Annotated in this window: 18 protein-coding genes; 7 read left to right on the top strand and 11 right to left on the bottom strand. The window is 68.1% G+C overall.

Annotated elements, in window-relative coordinates:
• Nucleotides 1–177: 177 nt before the first annotated feature.
• The 8 genes from MEU52_RS03485 to MEU52_RS03450 all read right to left on the bottom strand — a co-directional run bounded on the left by MEU52_RS03485 (nt 178) and on the right by MEU52_RS03450 (nt 7,605).
• A complete protein-coding gene (locus MEU52_RS03485; protein WP_238120126.1) occupies nt 178–1,221 on the bottom strand; it encodes a sulfate/molybdate ABC transporter ATP-binding protein in 1,044 nt (347 codons plus the stop codon).
• Nucleotides 1,218–2,075: a sulfate ABC transporter permease subunit CysW gene (gene cysW, locus MEU52_RS03480; RefSeq protein ID WP_238120301.1), complete on the bottom strand. Its 858-nt coding sequence runs from the start codon at nt 2,073–2,075 to the stop codon at nt 1,218–1,220. Before cysW ends, MEU52_RS03485 begins: the two co-directional genes overlap by 4 nt.
• 68 nt (nt 2,076–2,143) lie before the next feature.
• Nucleotides 2,144–2,992 (bottom strand): sulfate ABC transporter permease subunit CysT, encoded by an 849-nt coding sequence (cysT, locus tag MEU52_RS03475; protein WP_238120127.1) that lies wholly within the window; start codon nt 2,990–2,992, stop codon nt 2,144–2,146.
• 161 nt (nt 2,993–3,153) lie between these two features.
• Nucleotides 3,154–4,131, bottom strand: a complete 978-nt coding sequence (locus MEU52_RS03470) for a sulfate ABC transporter substrate-binding protein (RefSeq protein WP_238120302.1) — start codon at nt 4,129–4,131, stop codon at nt 3,154–3,156.
• Nucleotides 4,132–4,409: 278 nt separating this feature from the next.
• The gene (locus MEU52_RS03465) at nt 4,410–5,120 is read right to left on the bottom strand and encodes a phosphoadenylyl-sulfate reductase (RefSeq protein WP_238120128.1); all 711 of its coding nucleotides are present in this window, start codon (nt 5,118–5,120) and stop codon (nt 4,410–4,412) included.
• A 3-nt stretch (nt 5,121–5,123) separates the two neighbouring features.
• On the bottom strand, nt 5,124–5,618 hold the full coding sequence (locus MEU52_RS03460; protein WP_238120129.1) for a DUF934 domain-containing protein: 495 nt from the start codon (nt 5,616–5,618) through the stop codon (nt 5,124–5,126).
• A complete protein-coding gene (locus tag MEU52_RS03455) occupies nt 5,605–7,257 on the bottom strand; it encodes a nitrite/sulfite reductase (RefSeq protein ID WP_238120130.1) in 1,653 nt (550 codons plus the stop codon). The genes MEU52_RS03460 and MEU52_RS03455 overlap by 14 nt, the downstream gene beginning before the upstream one ends.
• Nucleotides 7,258–7,272: 15 nt before the next feature.
• Nucleotides 7,273–7,605: a DUF2849 domain-containing protein gene (locus tag MEU52_RS03450; RefSeq protein ID WP_238120131.1), complete on the bottom strand. Its 333-nt coding sequence runs from the start codon at nt 7,603–7,605 to the stop codon at nt 7,273–7,275.
• Between the two features lie 280 nt (nt 7,606–7,885).
• Here MEU52_RS03450 and MEU52_RS03445 point away from each other — a divergent pair, with 280 nt between their 5' ends.
• Nucleotides 7,886–8,692: an enoyl-CoA hydratase/isomerase family protein gene (locus MEU52_RS03445; protein ID WP_238120132.1), complete on the top strand. Its 807-nt coding sequence runs from the start codon at nt 7,886–7,888 to the stop codon at nt 8,690–8,692.
• A gap of 251 nt (nt 8,693–8,943) precedes the next feature.
• On the opposite strand, the gene MEU52_RS03440 is transcribed toward MEU52_RS03445, so the two are convergent.
• Nucleotides 8,944–9,570 carry a protease inhibitor Inh/omp19 family protein gene (locus MEU52_RS03440; RefSeq protein WP_238120133.1) on the bottom strand — a complete coding sequence of 209 codons (627 nt, stop codon included), beginning with the start codon at nt 9,568–9,570 and terminating at the stop codon, nt 8,944–8,946.
• Between the two features lie 317 nt (nt 9,571–9,887).
• On the opposite strand from MEU52_RS03440, the gene MEU52_RS03435 reads away from it, so the two are divergent.
• From MEU52_RS03435 to ppx, 6 genes are all read left to right on the top strand, one after another.
• A complete protein-coding gene (locus tag MEU52_RS03435; protein ID WP_238120134.1) occupies nt 9,888–10,664 on the top strand; it encodes an SDR family NAD(P)-dependent oxidoreductase in 777 nt (258 codons plus the stop codon).
• Nucleotides 10,665–10,745: 81 nt separating this feature from the next.
• On the top strand, nt 10,746–11,285 hold the full coding sequence (locus tag MEU52_RS03430) for a CDP-alcohol phosphatidyltransferase family protein (protein ID WP_238120135.1): 540 nt from the start codon (nt 10,746–10,748) through the stop codon (nt 11,283–11,285).
• 98 nt (nt 11,286–11,383) lie between these two features.
• Entirely contained in the window at nt 11,384–12,463 is a 1,080-nt protein-coding gene (locus tag MEU52_RS03425) for an AI-2E family transporter (protein WP_238120136.1), read from the top strand.
• Nucleotides 12,464–12,467: 4 nt separating this feature from the next.
• A complete protein-coding gene (locus MEU52_RS03420; RefSeq protein ID WP_337927086.1) occupies nt 12,468–13,316 on the top strand; it encodes a chromosomal replication initiator DnaA in 849 nt (282 codons plus the stop codon).
• Nucleotides 13,317–13,382: 66 nt separating this feature from the next.
• Nucleotides 13,383–15,584: an RNA degradosome polyphosphate kinase gene (locus MEU52_RS03415; protein WP_238120137.1), complete on the top strand. Its 2,202-nt coding sequence runs from the start codon at nt 13,383–13,385 to the stop codon at nt 15,582–15,584.
• A gap of 52 nt (nt 15,585–15,636) precedes the next feature.
• Nucleotides 15,637–17,109 carry an exopolyphosphatase gene (gene ppx, locus MEU52_RS03410; RefSeq protein ID WP_238120138.1) on the top strand — a complete coding sequence of 491 codons (1,473 nt, stop codon included), beginning with the start codon at nt 15,637–15,639 and terminating at the stop codon, nt 17,107–17,109.
• A 109-nt stretch (nt 17,110–17,218) separates the two neighbouring features.
• Here the strand turns inward: ppx and rnd are convergent, their stop codons facing one another.
• Both rnd and MEU52_RS03400 read right to left on the bottom strand, forming a co-directional pair.
• Nucleotides 17,219–18,388 carry a ribonuclease D gene (rnd, locus tag MEU52_RS03405; RefSeq protein ID WP_238120303.1) on the bottom strand — a complete coding sequence of 390 codons (1,170 nt, stop codon included), beginning with the start codon at nt 18,386–18,388 and terminating at the stop codon, nt 17,219–17,221.
• 105 nt (nt 18,389–18,493) lie between these two features.
• Nucleotides 18,494–20,854: a putative bifunctional diguanylate cyclase/phosphodiesterase gene (locus MEU52_RS03400; protein ID WP_238120139.1), complete on the bottom strand. Its 2,361-nt coding sequence runs from the start codon at nt 20,852–20,854 to the stop codon at nt 18,494–18,496.
• Nucleotides 20,855–21,065 lie beyond the last annotated feature (211 nt).

Below are 21,065 nucleotides of genomic sequence, written 5' to 3'. Positions count from 1 at the left end.
TGCGACGCATCACGCGTGGACGCCATCTGCCATCGGTCCCGGTCTTCGACCGGGCCCAAGTGGCTTCGCTCAAGCGCCGCGCGAGCTTGTCCCAAGGTTCATGAGAAAGCTCAAGAACCTTGGGCATCATTCACCATGCGCTCATGGCGAAAAAGGGTCGAAGCCGCCGGATCGGCCTCAGGCGGCGAACACCTTGTAGCGATGGGGCTTGAGGCCGACCTTCGTGCCGACATCCAGGCTCTGGTCGCGCGGCACGGCGGCCTCGATCACCAGCGGGCCGCCGTCGTTGGCGATTTCCACGTCCGCCCGGCGGTTGGGGCCGAAGGTGCGCACCGCCAGCACCCGGCCGGCGAACGGGCTCGCCGCCGGGTCGGCGATCTCGACATCGTGCGGGCGGGCGAGGATGCGGGCCGGGCCATCGCCCAGCCCCTGGGCATCGAGCCCCAGCGCCCGATCGCCGAGATACAGGCTGCCGGACCGCGCGAGGCCGGGGAAGGCGATGGTTTCGCCAATGAAATCATGGACAAAGGCGGTGGCCGGATCATCATAGACATCGGCCGGCGTGCCCACCTGCTCGATCTTGCCACGGCCCATCACCACCACCCGGTCGGCCAGCTCCAGGGCTTCTTCCTGGTCGTGGGTGACGAGCACCGAGGTCACCGGCAACTCCTCGTGCAGGTGGCGCAGCCAGCGGCGCAGCTCCTTGCGCACCTTGGCGTCGAGGGCGCCGAACGGCTCGTCCAGCAGCAGCACCCGGGGCGAGATGGCGAGCGCCCGCGCCAGTGCCACCCGCTGGCGCTGGCCGCCGGAGAGTTGGGCGGGATAGCGCTCGGCCAGCCAGTCGATCTGTACCAGGGACAACAGCTCGTTGACCTTGGCGCGGATGGCGGCCTCCGGCAGCTTGTCGGCGCCGCGCCGGACCCGGAGGCCGAAGGCCACGTTCTCGAACACGCTCATGTGCCGGAACAAGGCATAATGCTGGAACACGAAGCCCACGTTGCGCTCGCGCACTGAGCGGTCGAGCGCGTCCTCGCCGTCGAACCGCACGGCGCCGGCATCGGGCCAGTCGAGCCCGGCGATGATGCGCAGGAGGGTGGTCTTGCCGGAGCCGGACGGGCCGAGCAGCGCCACCAGCTCGCCGGAGCGGATCTCCAGGCTGACATTATCCAGCGCGGTAAAGGACTTGAAGCGCTTGGTGACGCCGACGACGTCGATGCTCATCGCTCTTCCTCTGCAAGGCGGTGTTCAAGAATGGTCTTGGCGATCAGCGTCACGAGCGCGAGCAAGGCCAGGAGGGACGCCACCGCGAAGGAGGCGACGAACTGATACTCATTGTACAGGATTTCGATATGCAGCGGCATGGTGTTGGTGAGGCCGCGGATGTGGCCGGACACCACCGACACCGCCCCGAACTCGCCCATGGCGCGGGCGTTGCAGAGCAGGACGCCATAGAGCAGCGCCCATTTCACATTGGGCAAAGTGACCCGGAAGAAGGTGGACAGCCCGGAGGCGCCGAGCGACACCGCGGCTTCCTCCTCCGCCGTACCTTGTTCCTGCATCAGGGGAATCAGCTCCCGGGCGACGAAGGGGAAGGTCACGAAGATGGTGGCGAGGACGATTCCGGGCAGGGCGAAGATGATCTTGATGTCCCAGTCCTGCAGCCACGATCCGAACAGGCCCTGGGCGCCGAACAGCAGCACATAGACCAGGCCAGCGACCACCGGGGACACGGAAAACGGCAGGTCGATCAAGGTGATGAGGAAGGTCTTGCCGGCGAAGTCGAACTTGGCGATGGCCCAGGAGGCCACCAGGCCGAATACCAGGTTGGCGCTCACCGAGATCAGCGCGACGAGGAGGGTGAGGCGGATCGCGGCGAGGGCGTCGGGGTCGACGAGGGCGTCGAGATAGGCGCCGAGGCCATGCTTGAACGCCTCGACGAACACCACCACCAGCGGCAGGCCGATGAACAGGCCGAGAAAGGCCAGCGCCACCGCGGTGAGGGCGACCCGTACCGCGACGGGCTCGGTGTTGACCGGGCGGGGCGCGCGGGCGGTGTAGGCCGGGGCCTCCGCCACCGCGCTGGGCAGGCCCTCGCTGGCGCCGCGGACGGGATGGGGTTCGGTCAAGGTCACGACAGTTCCGGTCACGACGCTTTGCCTCCCCGCAGCTCGCTCCAGCGCTGCAGGCGGTTGATGACCAGCAGCAGGGCAAACGAGGCCAGGAGCATCACCACGGCGATGGCGGTGGCATCCGCATAGCGGAACTCCTCCAGCCGGATCACGATGAGCAGCGGGGCGATTTCGGAGATGCCGGGCAGATTGCCGGCGATGAAGATGACGGAGCCGTATTCACCCACCGCCCGGGCGAAGGCCAGGGCGAAGCCGGTGAGCAGGGCGGGCCAGACCGAGGGCACGATGACCCGCCAGATGGTCTGGCTGCGCACCGCGCCGAGGCTGGCGGCGGCCTCCTCCAGCTCCGCGTCGAGATCGGCCAGCACCGGCTGCACCGTGCGCACCACGAACGGCAGGCCGATGAAGATGAGCGCCACCAGAATGCCGAGGGGGGTGAACGACACTTGGATGCCGAGCGGCGCCAGCAGGCTGCCGATCCAGCCGTTTTCCGCATAGAGCGCGGTCAGGGCGATGCCGGCGACGGCGGTGGGCAGAGCGAAGGGGATGTCGATGAGCGCATCCACCACCCGCTTCAGGGGAAAGTCATAGCGCACCAGCACCCACACCACGATGGCGCCGAACACCACGTTCACCGCCGCCGCCGCCAGCGACAGGCCGAAGGAGATCTGCAGCGCGTGCAGGGTGCGCTCGCTGGTGACGATGGTGAGGAAGCGGGCGAAGCTGATCTCGCTGGTCTTGATGAACAGCGCCGACAACGGCAGCAGCACGATCAGGCTCAGCCAGGTGAGGGTGAGCCCGAGGGTGAGCCCGAAGCCGGGAATGACGCTCGGATGGCGCAGGGTGAGGCGGGACGCGGTCATTGTGGAATTATAGCGCCTCACCAGGGGGAACGTCGTGCGCTCGATCAAGGGGAAGGGGTGTTTGCGGCGGCCGCCTGTGGAAGGCCGGGCCAGACCGCGCGCCGGCCGGGCCGGCACGCGGTCGAAGGGGGCGGGCGCAACGGCCCGCCGGTGAGGTCGTCTCAGTTGGCATAGATCTCGTCGAACACGCCGCCATCGGAGAAGTGGGTCTTCTGGGCCTTCTGCCAGCCGCCGAACACCTCGTCGATGGTGAACAGCTTCACCGGGGCAAAGGTGTCCTTGAACTTGGCCGCCACCTGCTCATCGCGCGGGCGATAGTAGTTCTTGGCGGCGATCTCCTGGCCGGCGGGGGTGTAGAGGAACTTGAGATACTCCTCGGCGATGGCGCGGGTGCCCTTCTTGTCCACCACCTTGTCCACCACCGCCACCGGCGGCTCGGCCAGGATGGAGAGGGAGGGGGTGATGATGTCGAACTTATCGGGGCCGAGCTCGTTGACCGAGAGATAGGCCTCGTTCTCCCAGGCGATGAGCACGTCGCCGATGCCGCGCTCCACAAAGGTGACGGTGGAGCCGCGGGCACCGGTGTCGAGCACCGGCGCGTTCTTGAACAGCGCCTTCACGAAGTCCCTGGCCTTGGCCTCGTCGCCGCCGGTCTTCTGCAGGGCATAGCCCCAGGCCGCCAGATAGTTCCAGCGGGCGCCGCCGGAGGTCTTGGGGTTCGGCGTCACCACCTTGATGCCCGGCTTCACCAGGTCGTCCCAATCCTTGATGCCCTTGGGATTGCCCTTGCGCACCAGGAACACGATGGTGGAGGTATAAGGGGAGGAGTTGTCGGGCAGGCGCTTCTGCCAGTCCTTGGCCAGGGCACCGCGCTCGGCGATGGCGTCGATGTCATAGGCGAGGGCCAGCGTTACCACGTCCGCATCCAGGCCGTCGATTACCGAGCGGGCCTGCTTGCCGGAGCCGCCGTGGGACTGGCGGATGGTGAGGTGATCGCCGGGGTGGGCCTTCTCCCATTCGGCGATGAAGGCTTTGTTGACGGCCGAATAAAGCTCGCGGGTGGGGTCATAGGAGACGTTGAGCAGGGTGGTCTCCGCCGCCCGGGCTGGCGCGGAACCCAGACCCATGCCTAGTCCCATGGCCAGCGCCGCGCCACCGAGGCAGGCGCCGAAGCTCCGGCGCGAAAGGCGGCGGGTCAGAGCGGAGCGGCGCGCGGAACGAATGGGCATGACAGCCTCCGGTGATCGGTGGGGCCCCGGGAGCGGGGCCCAAAGGGAACCCCCGAATGGGGCTCTTCCAGGAATGCAGCAGACGATGGCATCCCTTTCACCGCCGGTCAATGCGTAATTCTACAAAATCCATAGAAATAAAGTTTAAACCTGATTTCAACGCGTTATCAGTGTAAAATGCCTTGGCCTCAAATGCCTTCACCGAGGTGGATGCCGCACTCGGTCTTGGCGCGGCCGCGCCAGCGTCCGGCCCGGGGATCCTCTCCGGGCTTCACCCGCGAGGTGCAGGGCATGCAGCCGATGGAGGCGAAGCCGTGCTTCTCCAGCGGATGGTGGGGCAAGGCATGGGCGTCCATATAAGCGAGGAGATCCTCACGCCCCATGGCGGCCAGCGGGTTGAACTTCACCCGGGCGCCGTCGCCTTCCACCACGGCGATGGCGGCGCGGGTCTGCGCCTGGTAACGCTTGCGGCCGTTGATCCAGGCCGCATAGGGCGCAAGGCCGCGGGCCAGGGGCTCCACCTTGCGCACCGCGCAGCAGGCGTCGGGATCGGTGGACCACAGGCCGCTGTCACCGTCGCGCGCCGCCAGCGCCGCCGGATCGGGGGCGAGGGTGATAACCCCGGTCAGGCCCAGGAGGGCGATCAGTTCGTCGCGATAGGCGAGGGTTTCGGGAAACAGGTGGCCGGTATCCAGGAACAGGATCGGCGTGGCCGGATCAAGCTGGGCGATCAGGTGCAGCAGCACCACCGATTCCGTGCCGAAGGACGACACGGCGGCGATGCGGCCGGGAAAGGTGGTGAGCGCCACCTTGAGGATGTCGCGGGGCTCGGCCGCCCTGAGGCGGGCATCGAGGGCGAACACATCCACGGGCAGCGGCGCGCGGTTCACGGCGTTCATGGCCTATCCCCTTGCGGCGCGGCGGATGGCGGCGGCGGTCGGCCGGCCGTCGCCGGTGGGCTGGTAGAACACGCTGTAGCTGCCGAGCGCGGCGGCGAAGGCCTCCGCATCGGCCGGCTTTTCCACCTCGAAGGCATCGAAGCCGGCGCGGGCCATCATCAGCACCTGGTCCCGCAGCACGTTGCCGGTGGCCCGCAGCTCGCCGGTGAAGCCATAACGCTCGCGCAGCAGCCGCGCCTGGCTGAACGCCCGGCCATCCCGGAACTTCGGGAACACCAGAGCGATGAGGGAGAGGCGCGACAGCAGCGGCGCGAGCTCGGCCACGTCGCGGGCATTGGGCCACACCACCCCCAGGGCGCCGTTGCGGCCGGCCGGGGCTTCACCCTCGCGCAGCAGGCGATCGGCGGAGATGAGCGCCGGACCCTGTGGCAACGGCGCGTCGTCGGCGGTGGGCACGAACGGATCGGCCGTCACGGCCCCGGACTTAACGAGGGGCATAGGCGCGCTCCTTGAACGGCTCGACGCCGAGGCGGTCCACCGCGGCGATGAAGGTTTCCTGGGGCGAGGTGCGCAGCGCGAGATAGGTCTCGATGAGCCGCTCCACCGCATCGGCGATCTCGCTCTCGGGGATCGCCGGGCCGATCAGCTCGCCGATGCGGGCCTTGGAATTGGCCTTGCCGCCCAAGGTGATCTGGAAGAACTCCTCGTCCTTCTTCTCCACCCCGAGAATGCCGATATGGCCCACATGGTGATGGCCGCAGGCATTGATGCAGCCGGAGATGTTGACATGCAGCCGGCCGATTTCCGCCGCCTTGGCGTGATCGGCGAACCGCTCCGACAGGCGCTGGGCGATGGGAATGGAGCGGGTGTTGGCCAAAGAGCAATAGTCGAGGCCCGGGCAGGCGATGATGTCGGTGACGAGGCCCACATTGGGGGTGGCGACGCCGATGGCATCGAGCGCCTTCCACAAAGCGGGCAGATCCTTCTGCCGCACATGGGGGAAGGTGAGGTTCTGCTCGTGGGCGACGCGGATCTCGCCATAGCCATAGCGCTCGGCGAGATCGGCGATGGCGTCCATTTGGTCGGCGGTGCAATCCCCGGGCGGGGCGCCCACCGGCTTCAGCGAGAGGGTGACGATGGCATGGCCCGGCACCTTGTGCGGGGCCACCGCATTGGCGTGCCAGCGGGCGAAGGCGGGATCGGCGAGGGCGCCGGTGAGCCCCGCCGGCCGGTCGGGCAGCGTCTCGAAATCCGGCACGGCGAAGCGGCTGGCGATGTCGGCGAAGGCGGCGTCGTCGAGCCTTAAGGCGCCGTCCTTGAGGGCGCGCCATTCCGCCTCCACCTTCTCGGCGAAGGCCTCGGCGCCCATCTCATGCACCTGGATCTTGATGCGGGCCTTGTAGATATTGTCGCGCCGGCCGCCCAGATTGTAGGTGCGCAGGATCGCTTCCAGATAGGAGAGCAGGTCCTCCTTCGGCAGAAACTCACGGATGGTCTTGCCGATATAGGGGGTGCGGCCGAGCCCGCCGCCCACCAGCACCTCGAAGCCGATGGCGCCGTCGCGCTTGTGCAGGCGCAGCCCCACGTCATGGACGCGGATGGCCGCGCGATCATGGGTGGCGGCGGTGATGGCGATCTTGAACTTGCGCGGCAGATAGGTGAACTCGGGGTGGAGGGTCGACCACTGGCGGATGATCTCCGCATAGAGGCGCGGGTCCTCGATCTCGTCGGGCGCGGCGCCGGCCCAGGCGTCGGTGGTGGTGTTGCGGATGCAATTGCCCGAGGTCTGGATGCCGTGGATGCCCACTTCGGCCAGCTCGGCCATGGCGTCCGGCAGCTCGGCGAGCTTGATCCAGTTGAACTGGATGTTCTGGCGGGTGGTGAAGTGGCCATAGCCCCGGTCATAGCGCCGGGCCACCCGGGCAAGGGCGCGCAACTGGGGGGCACTCAGGGTGCCATAGGGAATGCACACCCGCAGCATATAGGCGTGCAGCTGCAGATAGACCCCGTTCATCAGCCGCAGGGGCTTGAACTCTTCCTCGTTCAGCGCCCCCGACAGGCGGCGCGCCACCTGGTCCCGGAACTCGGCGACCCGCTCCTTGAGGAAGGTGCGGTCGAACTCGTCATACACATACATGGGACTGCGCTTTCCTCAGGCGGCGCCGGGCAGGGCGATGGCGGTCGGCAGGGCCACGGTGGGGCCCTCGACGCGGATGCGTTCGCGCAGGTTGGCGGGGGCGATGCGGCCGTCCGCGGTGCGGCGGACCGGGGCGGGATAGGCGCCCACCGCGGTGTTCTCGTCCCCATGGGCGACGGCGAGCAGCGCCTGCACCCCCTCGCCGGTGTCACGCACCGCCGCGTCGGCAAGGCGCTCGCTCCACCGGCCGGAAGCGGTGAGCCAGACCACCACGCCGTCGGCAAGGCGGTTGGCGGTGATGGCGGTGGGGCCGGAAATCTTCAGCTTGCGCTGCAGCGGCGAGGTCATTCTGGCACTCCTTACGCCCTAAACAACGGTCAGATGATGTGTAAATAACAGGCTATCGTATTTCTAAATGTAAAATAACATCATCTCACGTGCAATATGTAAAATTAAACGGGACGTGCGTGTGGAAAGGGGCGTGCGGGTCACCAAGCGTGCTGGGATTCCCTCTCCAGACGCCCCTTGCGGGAACGAGCAGGCCCGGTGCAGGCTGGCTCCTGCCTCGTGCACCTTCATCCGCGCGCGCAACCCTGCTCCATGTCACGGGAACCCCGGGGGGAATCCGATGCCCGAACTCGCTGTCGTCTCGCCGTCCCCGATCCTGCTCGACATCACCGACGGCATCGCCCGCATCCGCTTCAACCGCCCCAAGGTGCTCAATGCTTTGGACGAGGCCACCATCCTCGCCTTCAAGGCGGCGGTGGACGAGGTGGCGGCGGATTCGACCGTGCGGGTGGTGGTGCTCTCGGGCGAAGGGCGCGCCTTTCTCGCCGGCGGCGACGTGGGCCGCTTCCACACCGCCGGGCCCGACGCGCCCAAGGTGGTGGCGGCCATCATCGATCCGTTCCACCAGGCCATCCTGGCGCTGGCCGGCATGCCGGCGCCGGTGATCGCCTCGGTGCACGGGGCGGCGGCCGGGGCCGGGCTTTCGGTAGCCTTGGCCGCCGACCTGGCGATCGCCGCCGAGGATGCGGTGTTCACCATGGCCTACACCCGCATCGGCACCACGCCGGACGGCTCCGGCACCTTCTCGCTGCCGCGGGTGGTGGGTCTGCGCAAGGCCATGGAACTGGCGCTGCTGTCCGATACGGTGGATGCCGCCGAGGCGCTGCGCCTCGGCCTCGTCAACAAGGTGGTGCCGGTGGCCGCGCTCGCCCACGAGACCGACCTTCTGGCCCGCCGGCTCGCCGCTGGCCCCACCGAGGCCTATGGGCGCATCAAGCACCTGCTGCGCGCCGCCTTCCGCCACACCTTGTCGGAGCAGTTGCACGCCGAGCGTGAGGCCTTCATCGCCAGCGCCGGCACGGCGGATTTCGCCGAGGGCGTCGCCGCCTTCGTCGCCAAGCGCCCACCCCAATTTGAGGGGCGCTAGGGCGCGATCGCGCGGGCTTGCCGGGTTGCGTTGACTGAAGTCTATTAATCCGATAATGTTCATAGAAATTACAGGATCTATGAACATGACGCTCCTGCGCCACCCTCTGTTCCGCGATACCGTGCTGTTCGCTTTGTCCTACGGGGTGATCGTGGTCGCGGTGATTTTCGGCTGACGACCGCGCGCACAAACACGAACCGCCGCACCCGGAGGGGTTGCGGCGGTTCGTGTTTGTGCGCGGGGAGGGCGGCTCAGCGCGCCAGGGTCACCTGCTGATTGGTGTCGGCGATGATGCCGGTATAGCGATTGGGTCCATCGGGCTGCAGCCGCGCGGTGACCTTGCCCTGATGATTCTGCAGCACCAGATCCGGCCCCATGGTGTCCCAGCCCTTGGTCATGAAGATTTCGCTGGGGCAGGAGACATCCGCCTGTGCCGCCATGCCGCTGAGGCCGCGGGTGGTGGAGAGGGTGACCGGGCAGCTGTAGCGGCCATTGTCCCAGCTGAAGCTCCAGGCACCGGAGAGCTGCTCCTTGGCGGCGCTGGGGGCATAAGCGGTGGCGCCGGGATTGGCCGGTGGCGGGGTGAGGGGAACGGCGTTGGCGGTGGCGCGGGGGGTGATGGCTTCGGCCGCCGAGGTGGCGGCGGGCACGCTGGCGACGCTGGCGCTGGTGGTCGCCGGGGACGGCGCCGGCGAGGTCTCCACCGCGCCGGAAGGCGCCGCCATCACCCGATTGGCCTCCACAGCCGAAGTTTTGCTGCCGAAGCCGTCGAGCTCGGTGCTGCATCCCGCCAGGACCATCACGAGAGCTGCCGCCAACCCACCCGCCGCCACGGTGGTCGCGGTGCTCGATCGCACCCGTTCAGAAACCAACTGCATCCACTCCTCTCCGGACGTGTTCCGCAACACGACGACCCCGGCCCATCGATTCGCCCCCGCTGCGGCGCACGATGGCCCTTGGTTCCCGCTGACGTTCGGATCGCAACCTGTCGCGGCGCTGTCGCAGCCGTCACCCGTCGCGCATCCGGCCACACTTCCCGCAGAACATGGCAGGACCATGGCTGTTGGATTACCGTGATACCATATCACCGGTGCGGATGGACGCCATGGTTAAGCCGCGTTATCCACCCGGGACGGTATCCGCCTTTGGTCGGATCGGCGCGGCAGGGGCCGCGCGGTCCCTCTGGGAGATGGCCATGACCTCCATGCTCGACCCGAAGACCCTCACTTTGCTGGTCACCGGCGCCACGTCCGGCATCGGCGCCGCCACCGCCCGTCGCTTCGCGCGGGCTGGCGCGCGGGTGATCGCGGTCGGCCGGCGCGCCGAGCGGCTGGCGGACCTGCAGGCGGAATTCGGTGCGCGGGTGCACACGGCGGTGCTGGACACCCGCGACCTGGCCGCCACCGAGCGCCTGGTGGCGGAGCTGCCGGCGCCGTTCCGCGATTTCAACGTGGTGTTCGCCAATGCCGGCCTCGCCATGGGCCTCGAGCCCGCCTACGCGGCGAAGGTCGAGGATTGGGATACCATGGTGGCCACCAACATCAACGGCATGCTCTACACGGTGCGGGCCACCCTGCCGGCGATGATCGCGCGCGGCGAGGGCCATGTTGTGCTCACCGGCTCCATCGCCGGCGACTATGCCTATCCCGGTGCCAATGTGTATGGGGCCAGCAAGGCGTTCGTGAAGCAGTTCGCCCTTAACCTGCTGGCCGATGTGCATGGCAGCGGCGTGCGGGTGACCAATATCGAGCCCGGGCTGACGGAGACCGAATTCTCGGTGGTCCGCTTCCATGGCGACCAGGGCAAGGCGGACAATGTCTATGCCGGCGCCACGCCCATGAGCGGCGATGACATCGCCGAGCAGGTGCTGTTCGCGTGCAGCCAGCCGCGCCATGTGAACATCACCCGCATCCAGGCGATGGCGGCGCAGCAGGGCTTCGGCCCGCTGGCGCTGAAGCGCAGGCCGGCCTGAGTCGGTTGCCGGGTTCAGGGCGTCGGGGTGCGTGGCGGTGAAGAGGGTGTGTCCGGTGTCGGGTGCGTGTGGAGAGCGGGCATGAGCAGCGTCAGCCTGCCCAATGCCATCACCGTGGTGCGGATCCTGCTGGTGCCGGCGGTGGTCTGGGCCATCGGCGTGGGGGAGACCCAGCTGGCGTTCTGGCTGTTCCTGGCCGCCGGCATCTCCGATGGCCTCGACGGCTTCATCGCCAAGCGCTTCCACATGCAGACGGAGCTCGGGGCCTATCTCGATCCGCTGGCCGACAAGGCGCTGCTCATCTCCATCTATGTGGCGCTGGCGGTGGTGGAGCTCATTCCGCGGTGGGTGGCCATCGCCGTCGTGTCGCGGGATGTGATGATCATCGGCGCCGTGGTGTTGTCGCTGGTGATGGCGAAACCGGTCACCATCGCGCCGCTTCTGGTGTCCAAGGTGAACACCGCTGCGCAGATCGCCTTTGCGGCCTTCGTGCTGGCGAGCTCCGGCTTCGCCATCCATCTGCCGCAGGCGTTCGCGCTGGGCCTGACGGCGGTTGGCCTCTTGACGGGTCTTTCCGCCGCTGCCTATCTCGCCGCATGGATGCGTCACATGGCGAGTTGATGGGGCCGGCCGATCGGGCTCCGGCAGATCCTGCTTCGACCGGCCGCGTCCCGGCGGCCCCGGAGGCGTCGGCGCATGAGCCCGTGCCGGAAGGCACCATGCTGGGACGCATTCAGCTGCGGTTCTGGATCGGCGCCCTGGTGGTGCTGGTGCTGTGCCTGTGGCTGCTCAGCGGCATCCTTCTGCCGTTCGTGGTGGGCCTGGTGCTGGCCTATTTCCTCAACCCGGTGGTGATGCGGCTGCGCCGTATCGGCATTGGCCGAACCATCGCCTCGCTGGCGGTGGTGGTGGTGATGCTGCTGGGGGTGGTGCTGTTCTTCCTGGTGGTGCTGCCGATCCTGACCTCGCAGCTGTTCGAGTTCGCCCAGCGCCTGCCGTCCTACGTGGCGCGCCTGCAGGGCCTGTTCACCGAGGAGAACCGCGAATGGCTGAGCCATATTGTGGGCGATCGGCTGCCGGACATGCAGCGCTCCATCTCGGAGCTGATGACCCAGGGCGTCACCTATCTGCTGGGGCTTCTGTCCTCGGTGTGGGCGGGGGGGCAGGCCCTGGTCTCCATGTTCGCGCTGATGGTGGTGACCCCGGTGGTGATGTTCTACATCCTGTGCGACTGGGACAATATGTTGGATTTCGTGGACCGGCTGCTGCCGCTGCAGCAGCGGCCGGTGCTGCGCGACCTGGCGCGGGAGATGGATGGTGCCGTGGCCGGCTTCGTGCGCGGCCAGGCGCTGGTGTGCCTGCTGCTGGGCCTTTATTACGCCATCGCCTTGTCCATGACCGGGCTCAACTTCGGCCTGCTCATCGGCCTGGTGTCGGGGGCGGTGTCGTTCATTCCCTATGTGGGCTCGCTCACCGGCCTGGTGCTGGCGATGGGCGTCGCCATCGTCCAGTTCTTTCCCGATTGGGGGATGATCGCCACGGTGTTCGCCATCTTCATCTTCGGCCAGACCATCGAAGGCTATGTGCTGTATCCCAAGCTGGTGGGCGACAGTATCGGCGTGCATCCGGTGTGGCTGATGTTCGCCCTGTTCGCCTTCGGCTACCTGTTCGGCTTCGTCGGCCTGCTGCTGGCGGTGCCGCTGACGGCGGTGGTGGGCGTGGCGGCGCGCTTCGCCGTTGGCAAATATCTCAACTCGACCCTCTATCGAGGCCCGGGTGAGACGCCGGAACCCCGGTGACGCCATGGCTGGACACCCTCCAGTCCGGCAATTGCCGCTCCTGTTGCCCGCCGAACCGGCCCTGCGGCGGGAGGATTTCCTGGCCGCGCCGGGCAATGCGGCGGCGCTTGCCCTCATTGATGCCTTCCCGCACTGGCCGGCCCGGGTGGTGTGCCTGATCGGCCCGCAAGCGGCGGGCAAGAGCCATCTGGCCGCCATCTTCGCCGAGCGCGCCCATGCGCGGGTGATGCGGGCGAGCGACCTGACGCGGGCGCAGGTGCCCGAGGCGCTGGCGTCCGGCGCGCTGGTGCTGGAGGATCTCGACGCGGCGCCGTTCGAGGAGGCGGCGCTGTTCCATCTGCTCAACCTCGCCCGCGAGCAGCATGCCTTCCTGCTGATGACCGCGCGCCTGCCGCCCTCGCAACTGGTGCTGGCCACCAAGGACCTCGCCTCGCGGCTGCGGGCGGTGCCGCTGTTCGAGATCGCCGCCGCCGACGATGCCCTGCTGGCGGCGGTGCTGGTGAAGCTGTTCGCCGACCGCCAGGTGGCGGTGGATGAAGCCACGGTGAGCTATCTGCTGCTGCGCATTCCCCGTACGGTGGCGGGGGCGCAGCGGGTGGTGGAGGCGCTGGACCGGACCGCGCTGGCGGCCCATCGTCCGGTCACCCGCAGCCTGGCCGCGCAGGTGCTGCGCGACCATCCCGACCTTGCGGCCCAAGAGGACGGCACCGAGGACGGCGGGGAGGACGATGGCGGGGAGGTGGACGGCCCGGAAGAAGGCGGCCCGCAAGAAGACGGCCCGCAAGAAGACGGCCCGCAAGAAGACGGCCCGGAGGACGAGGCTTCCGGCGGTGGAGAGAAGCGGCGGGGCTGAATGCCGCCGCGTCATAGAGTAGTCATCTAACATGGCCATGGTCCGCCCGAACCGATGGAGCCGACGATGAGCGCAAGAGAGGCCGCAGCTGTGGTGGAAGACGAGATCCTCCCGGAAGGGGCCGACGGTTCGGAGGCGGTGCTGGCTCTGGCGCACTCGCCCCATCGCTTCATCAACCGTGAGATTTCCTGGCTGCACTTCAATCGCCGGGTGCTGGAGGAGGCCTCCAACCGCAGCCACCCGCTGCTGGAGCAGCTGCGCTTCCTCTCCATTTCCGCCAACAATCTCGATGAGTTCTTCATGGTCCGCGTCGCCGGCCTGAAGGAGCAGATTCGCGAGGGGGTGCAGACCCAGAGCCCGGATGGCCTCACCCCCTCCGAGCAGCTCACCAAGATCATGGCGAGCGCCGCCCAGCTGATCGCCGACCAGCAGGTGCGCTGGCGCGAGCTGCGCGGCGACCTGGCCGCCGCCGGCGTGGTGCTGGTGGACGGGGCCGACGCCACCGCCGCGGACCGGGCGGCGCTGGAAACCCATTTCCTCAATCACGTATTTCCGGTGCTGACGCCGCTCGCCATCGACCCGGCCCACCCGTTTCCGTTCATCCCCAATCTCGGCTTCTCGCTGGCGCTGCAGCTGGCGCGCCAGGGCGACGGGCGCGGCATGAACGCGCTCATCCGCGTGCCGGCCAAGGTGGAGCGCTTCATCCGCCTGCCCGACCATGCGGTCACGCCCGGCATGCGCTTCATGACCCTGGAGCAGATGATCGGCCTGTTCATCTCCTCGCTCTTCCCCGGCTATGAGGTGAAGGGGCAGGGGGTGTTCCGGGTGGTGCGCGACAGCGACCTCGAAATCGAGGAAGAGGCGGAAGACCTCGTCCGCCTGTTCGAGACTGCGCTGAAGCAGCGCCGCTATGGCGAGGTGATCCGCATGGAGGCCGATGCCTTGATGCCGGAAGAGCTGCGCAATTTCGTCGCCCGCGAGCTCGGCGTCCATGACGACGAGATCTTCGTGGTGAACGGGGTGCTGTCGCTGAACGAGTTTTCCCAGCTGGTCTCGGTGGATCGGCCGGACCTCAAGTTCAAGTCCTACAATGCGCGATTTCCCGAGCGCATTCGTGAAAACGGCGGCGACTGCTTTCTGGCCATTCGCGAGAAGGACATTCTTGTTCACCACCCTTATGAATCCTTTGACGTGGTGGTGCAGTTTCTCCGTCAGGCCGCCCGCGACCCCAATGTCGTCGCCATCAAGCAGACCCTCTACCGCACCTCCTCCGACAGCCCCATCGTGAAGGCGCTGGCGGAAGCGGCGGAGGCCGGCAAGTCGGTGACCGCGCTGGTGGAGCTGAAGGCCCGCTTCGACGAGGAGGCCAATATCCGCTGGGCCCGGGATCTGGAACGGGCCGGCGTGCAGGTGGTGTTCGGCTTCATCGAGCTGAAAACCCACGGCAAGCTCTCCATGGCGGTGCGCCGGGAGGGCGGCTCGCTGGCCACCTACGTGCACGTGGGGACCGGCAACTACCACCCCATTACCGCGCGCATCTATACCGACCTCTCCTTCTTCACCGCCGATCCGGTGATCGCCCAGGACGTGGCGCGCATCTTCAACTTCATCACCGGCTATGCCGCCCCCGGCGAGCTGGACGCCATGGCGGTGTCGCCCATCGGCCTCAAGGCGCGGCTGCTCGACAACATCCGCGAGGAGATCGAGCACGCCAAGGCCGGCCGGCCGGCGGCCATCTGGCTGAAGTGCAATTCCCTGGTGCACCCCGAGATCATCGACGCGCTCTATGAGGCGAGCGGGGCGGGGGTGCAGGTGGATTGTGTCATCCGCGGCATCTGCTGCCTCCGCCCCGGCATCCCCGGCCTCTCCGAGAACATCCGGGTGAAATCCATCGTCGGGCGCTTCCTGGAGCATTCGCGCATCTACTGCTTTGGCGCCGGCCATGGGCTGCCCAGCCCGCAGGCCATCGTCTACATCTCCTCGGCCGACCTGATGCCGCGCAATCTCGACCGCCGGGTGGAGACCTTGTGCCCCATCACCAACCCGACGGTGCACGAGCAGGTGCTCGACCAGATCATGGTTGCCAACCTTATCGACAACCAGCAGAGCTGGCGGGTGTTGCCGGATGGCTCGTCGGAACGCATAGTCCCGGCGCCGGGCGAAGAGCCGTTCAACGCCCATCAGTATTTCATGACCAACCCGAGCTTGTCTGGACGTGGAAAATCTCTCAAGGATTCTTCGCCGCGCAGCCTTCTCGTCCGCCGCTGAGCCGGCCGACGCGGCCCATCGCGCCCCTGGTCGCCTGGGCGATGGGGCGCCGGTGGCGGTCATCGACATCGGCTCCAATTCCGTGCGGCTGGTGGTCTATGAAGGGCTCAACCGGGCGCTGACGCCCATCTTCAACGAAAAGGCCCTGTGCGGCCTCGGTCGGGAGGTGCTGTCCACCGGCCGTCTGGCGGAAGATGCGGTGGTGCGGGCCCTGTCCGCCCTCAAGCGCTTCCGCGCCCTGTGCGACGCCATGCAGGTGGGGGCGGTCTATCCGCTGGCCACGGCGGCCGCGCGCGACGCCGAGAACGGCCCCGCCTTCATCGCCGAATGTGAGGCCATCTGCGGCGCGCCCATCGAGCTGCTCACCGGGCGGCGCGAGGCGGAACTGGCCGCCAGCGGCATCCTCGCCGGCATCCATCGACCCGACGGCATCGTCGGCGACCTCGGCGGCGGGTCCCTGGAGCTGGTGGAGGTGAAGGGCGGACAGATCGGCACCGGCATCACCCTGCCACTCGGCGGCCTCGCCCTGCAGGATCGCTCCTCGCGCTCGCCGCGCCGGGCCGAGAAGATCATCAAGGAGACCATGTCCGACGCCGGGGTGCTGGACGACATGGCCGGGCGCACCTTCTACGCGGTGGGCGGCACCTGGCGGGCGCTGGCGCGCCTGCACATGTTCCAGAAGGGGTATCCGCTGCACGTGATGCACGGCTATGTGATCCCCGCCCGCGAGGCGCTGGACTTCACCCGCATCGTGCACCGGGCCGATACCGAGACCCTCGCCCATATCGACGTGATTTCCGATGCCCGCCGGCCGCTGCTCGCCTATGGTGCGCTGGTGCTGGAAAACCTGGTGCGCCAGGGCCGCGCGTCCGAGGTGGTCATCTCCGCCCTCGGTGTGCGCGAGGGCCTGCTCTATGCGCTGATGGCGCCTGAGATGCGGGCGGAAGATCCGCTGCTGGTGGCGGCCGCTGAGCTCAACGTGCTGCGTTCGCGCTCGCCGCGCCATGGCGAGGAGCTGGTGGCCTGGACCGACGCCTTCTTCGCCTCCTCCGCGGTGCTGGAAGAGGCGGAGGACGAAACCCGCCTGCGCCGGGCCGCCTGCCTGCTCTCCGACGTGGGCTGGCGGGCCCATCCCGATTATCGCGGCGAGCAGAGCCTCAACATGATCGCCCATGCGGCGTTCGCCGGGCTCGACCACGCCGGGCGCGCCTATGTGGCCCTGTCGGTCTATTTCCGCCATGTGGGCATCGGTGCCGACGATGCGGAGACGCGGCTGCTGGAACTGGTGACCACCGGCATGCTGGACCGCGCCCGCATCCTCGGCGGCGCCATGCGGGTGGCTTATCTGCTGTCCGCCGCCATGCCGGGCATCCTGCCGCGCGTGCCGTTGCAGGTGCGCGGGGATCAGCTGGTGCTGAGCGTGCCCCGCGCGCTCGCCGCCCTGGTCAACGAGCGGGTGCTCTCGCGCCTGCGGCAGCTGGCCCGCCTGATCGGCCGCGAACCTTTGACGGAAATGGTGGACTGAGCCACGTCCCGCCTGCGGGGGACGTTCCGCGCAGGATCCTTTGAACCTGCGACCGGGGCTCTCGGGAGGGCCGGTTTGCGGTGCGTCGCACGCGGCGTGGAGACGCGCGTCAGGCCTGGGCGTCCCCGGCGGATGGCTCCACCGCCACCACGCGCCCTTTTTCCACCGCCAGCGCCAGCCGGCCGGCCTTGAGGGCGAGGGCCCGTTCGCCGAACAGCTCGCGCCGCCAGCCCTTGAGGGCCGGCACGTCGGCGTCATCGTCGACGGCAATGCGCTCCAGGTCCTCGGTGGTGGCGATCACCTTGGCGGCCACGGCGTTCTGCTCGGCGGTCATGCGCAGCAGCACCTTGAGCAGCTCGACGGTGGCGCTGGCGCCGTTGGGCAGCGCCTTGCTGCGCTCGATGCGCGGCAGGGTGCGCGGATCGCGGGCGAGGCCGCGCTTCACCGCCTCCAGCACCGACTCGCCATAGCGGGAGCGCTCGAAGCCCTTGGGTAGCGAGCGCAGTTCGGAGAGACGGTCGGGGGTCTGCGGCTGCTGGACGGCGATCTCGCCGATCACGTCATCCTTGAGCACCCGCCCGCGCGGCAGGTCGCGGCTCTGGGCCTCGCGCTCGCGCCAGGCCGCCAGCTCCACCAGGACCGCCAGTTCGCGCGGCTTGCGCACCCGCGATTTCAGGCGCTCCCAGGCGCTGTCGGGATCCTGCTCATAGGTGGTGGGGGAGGTGAGGGTGTGCATCTCCTCGCCGACCCATTCGCCGCGCCCACGCGCATCCAGGTCGGTGGTGAGCTTCACATAGATGTCCCGCAGGTGGGTGACATCGGCCACCGCATAGGTGAGCTGCGCGGGGCTGAGGGGCCGGCGCGACCAGTCGGTGAAGCGGGACGACTTGTCGATGGCTTCCCCGCACACCCGCTGCACCAGCTGGTCGTAGGAGACGCTGTCGCCATAGCCCAGCACCATCGCCGCCACCTGTGTGTCGAACACCGGATGGGGAATGAGGCGCGCCTGGTGCCAGATGATCTCGATATCCTGCCGGCCGGCGTGGAACACCTTCATGACCCGCTCGTTGGCCATGAGGTGATAGACGGGCGCGAGGTCGAGGCCTTCGGCCAGCGCGTCCACCACGATGGCCTCTTCGGTCGAGGCCAGCTGCACGACGCAGAGCTTCGGCCAGAAGGTGGTCTCGCGGAGAAACTCCGTATCGACGGTGACGAAGGGATGACGGGCAAGACGCTCGCAGGCGGCCGCCAGCGCGTCGTTCGAGGTGATGAGATCCATAAACTTGACCATATCCGGGCCCTTGGCCCGACGAAAGGGATTGTGGCGTGATTTTGTCATGGGCGTTGGTGTCGTCACGCCCCGTGTATCGTCATCCGTCCTGCTTCATGGGCCGGTGCGCGTGCCGGTGGCAAGGGCCCGCGCGCTGTCTGCCGACATGGGCGGCCCCAGCAGGAAGCCCTGCAGATGGGTGCAGCCCTCCTCGCGCAGCAGCTGGGCCTGCGCCTGGGTTTCGATGCCCTCTGCGGTGATCTCCAGATCGAGGGCCAGACCGAGGCTGATGATGGCGCGCACCACCGCGAAGGTGTGCCGGTCCTCCACCACATGGGCGATGAACCCCTGGTCGATCTTCAGGCGGCTGACATTCAGGTCGCGCAGGTAGCGCAGCGAGGAATAGCCGGTGCCGAAGTCATCGAGGGCGAGAGAGAGGCCGCGGGCGCGGAACCGGTCGAGGATGCGCCGCAGCGGCGCATCGGCCTGCAGCAGCAGCGATTCGGTGATTTCCAGCTCGAGCCGCTGGGGCGCGAGGCCGCTGTGCGCCAGGGCGGCCTCCACATCCTGCTCCGCCCGGCCGCCGCGGAACTGGGCCGGCGAGACATTCACCGAGATGAAGACATCTTCCGGCCATGCGGTGGCGGCCTGGCAGGCTTCTTCCAGGATCCACTTGCCGATCTGGAGGATGAGGCCGGATTCCTCGATCACCGGAATGAACTGCTCGGGCGGCACGTCGCCCCGGGTGAGATGGTGCCAGCGCAGCAGCGCCTCGAAGCCGGCGAGGCGGCCCGTGGTGGCGGCGAAGATCGGCTGGTAGACGACGCTGAACTCGTGCTCCCGCCAGGCCGTGTCGAGGTCGATCTCCAATTGGCGCCGGGCCTGCGCGGAAATGCTGAGGTCGGGGTGGAAGTGCTGGGCGTTGCCACGTCCCTCGCCTTTAGCCTGGTAGAGGGCCAGGTCGGCGCACTTGAACAGGGTGGCCACATCGCTGCCGTCGCGCGGGGCCAGCGCGATACCCACGCTGCAGCCGGTCAGGATCTTGTGCTCGGTGAGGTCGAATGGCTCCCGCAGGGCCTCGATCAGGCGCTGCGCGGCGCGCTTGGCCTCCGTCTCGTCGGCGCACTGGCGGCAGACCACTGCGAATTCGTCTCCGCCCAGGCGCGCCACCATGCTCTGCGCCGGCATCACCCCCCGTAGCCGCTGGGCCACGCCCTGGAGCAGCGTGTCGCCCACGTCATGGCCCAGCGTATCGTTGATGGTCTTGAAATAATCGAGGTCGATGAACAGCAGGGCCAGGGTCGGGGCCTCGCCTTTCAGCCGGCGGGTCAGCTCCTCGGTGAAGGCGAGGCGGTTGGGCAGTCCGGTGAGGGCATCGGTGCAGGCGCGCACCCGCTCCTGTTCGGCGAACGCGCGCTCGCGGGCGATCTGGCGCACCACCAGGAACACGATGAGCCCCACCACCCAGCACACCAGCAGGGCGGCGATGCCGATGGGCAGAATGGCCTTCCAGGCCTGATGGTCGATTCCGTCGGCGGTGTCGCTCACCACCACCGCCAGTGGGTGGTGCGCGAGCGGCTGCACCGCGACGACCCGCTTCTGGGCATCCAGCACGTTTTCGGGCACCGCGCCGTCGTCCGGCAGGTTCTGCAGCAGCGCGGCGATGCGCGCGCGGCCCGCATCGGGCTGCGGCGTGCTGCCGACGCTGGCCGGGACCCGCGCCAGCACCGTGCCATCGTTGCGCACCAGGGCGATCAGGCCGGAGGCGCCGAGCTCGATGGTGCTGAAATCGTGCTCGAACGAGGCCTGCTGCATGGCGCCCAGCACCAGGCCGAGGAACCGGCCATCCGGCCCGTTGAGGCGGTGCGCGACATAGATCGTGATGGCGCCACTGGCGATGCTGCGCACCGGCGTGCTGATGAAGCTGGTGGGCGCAGGCTCGGCCGAGAGAGCGGTGAAATAGTCGCGCATGGCGACATTGATCATCGGCGTCGGCCAGCGGCGTGAGAAGCTGACGAGATCGCCGTTGCGGTCGATGATGGTCACCGCATCCACCTGCGGCAGGCCGGAGATCTTCTCCCGCATGAGCTGGTGGATCTCGGGGGTTCCCATCAGGGACCGCAACTGCTGCTGGGTGGAGATCTCCGCCGCGGCGATGCGCTCGGCCATGGAGCGCTGCACCAGCTCGAGCCCCTGCAGGCTACGCTCGGTCTGGTTGGCGAGGGTGAGCGCGAGGTTGCGCAGCTCCCTGCGGTGCTCCTCATGGCTCTGGACATAGAGTGAGTGGGTGAGCCACGAGGCGCCGGCAAGCACGCAGATGACGATCAGCACGCCGATGGCGATGAAGAACAGCGGGGCGCCACGGCGCTGCGCCGCGGACACGGCCTCGTCGACAAACATGGGCCCGGTGGCTTCGGAGGCGGACGAGGGGGCGCAGGCGGTCGGGGTCTCGGGTGAAATCGGGCCTTGGCTCACTGCGCGTCTCGTGGTTGTCGGTCCCGAGACGACGGTCCCCCCGTTGCATCGCTCTCGCCGAGAGGTGCTGATAGCACGCTTTGGGGGGAAGGAACCAGGACTGTCCGCTTGACAAGGGCTAGGGCGCATGCCCTTTCCCCGGCTTTAGACGCGGACGGTCCGCGCCGCGGCGCGCGTTCGCTGGCGCCGGGGGCGAACCATCTCCGCCGGG

The organism is Xanthobacter sp. NM-25, assembly GCF_022138605.1.
In the GTDB taxonomy this organism is placed as follows: domain Bacteria; phylum Pseudomonadota; class Alphaproteobacteria; order Rhizobiales; family Xanthobacteraceae; genus Xanthobacter.
Note: the sequence above shows the minus strand (reverse complement) of the source record. Positions and strands in the feature narration are given on the sequence as shown.